At 32.8% G+C, this 1,092-nt stretch carries 1 protein-coding gene; it reads left to right on the forward strand.

Annotated elements, in window-relative coordinates:
- A partial coding sequence (locus N0M92_RS29155; protein WP_260289030.1) for a sensor histidine kinase occupies positions 1-852 on the forward strand: 852 nt, incomplete at its 5' end.
- Between the last annotated feature and the right edge of the window lie 240 nt (positions 853-1,092).

The raw sequence follows: 1,092 nt of genomic DNA on the forward strand, positions 1-1,092 counted from the left end.
AATGACATCTATTATGCCAATCAAAATGATAGAGAATTCAACTCATTGTTTGAAAAGAGTCATCATGTAAAAACAATTATTTGTGTACCTGTTTCGATTCGATCTCAAGTAACAGGTATCATTCAATTATCTTACGAAAACTTTTATGTGTATTCGAAAGAGAAATCTAAATATTTATCAGCATTAGCCCTTCACGCAGCTATTGCTATTGAAGACACAAGATTATTGGGAAGATCTGCTTTGTTACAAGAAAGTCATCATCGCATAAAAAATAATCTTCAATCGATTGTTGGACTTATATCATTACAAAAAATGTTTGTAAATAATACCTCTGATATATCCATCGATGATTTATTAGATAGTATTATTAATCGAATAAAGAGTATTGCTTCTGTCCATAACCTTCTTTCTAAAGACAAATTAAGCCGAAGTATTATTAACGTGAAGCAAATCATTGAAGCGATTATTAACCTAATTAATGATAATCCAAAAATTTTAATTCATTTAGATTTAGATGATATATTCATCCCGTATAACAAGGCAACATCAATTGCGCTGATTATTAATGAGTTAGTCATGAACTGCTTTAAACATGCCTTTATAGGGATGGAATCAGGTATGATTACAATTCAATGTAAACGGTTTGATGATTATATTTTCTTATCTGTTCGGGATAACGGGCGCGGATTGCCAGAGGATTTTGATATAACAAAAGCAGATAGCCTTGGACTAACTATTTTGCAAGGAATAGTCGCCAGTGATTTTCAAGGGGAAATGAATTTTAGAGGTGAAAAAGAAAATACAATCGTTGAAATCAAATTACCAACCGAGCGTATTTTTCTGCATTGGTAAACTCCACGGGGACGTTTCTTATGGCTTTAAATGAGGTTAATACGACCGCAAGTACAAAATAAAACACATCAAAAAAGCCAGTCACAAGACTGGCTCAGCTAACATTCTATCCAAACTTTCAGAGATACCCCTTCAATGCCCCTAGCTGTTTTACAAGGACATAATATCCGTTCATAATAGGCTTGATCACATGGTTCTCGTTCTATGTCAAAATTATATCATTTCTTGTTTAACTAACCT

Origin of the sequence: Peribacillus aracenensis, from assembly GCF_025175645.1 — a bacterium.
GTDB lineage: Bacteria > Bacillota > Bacilli > Bacillales > DSM-1321 > Peribacillus > Peribacillus aracenensis.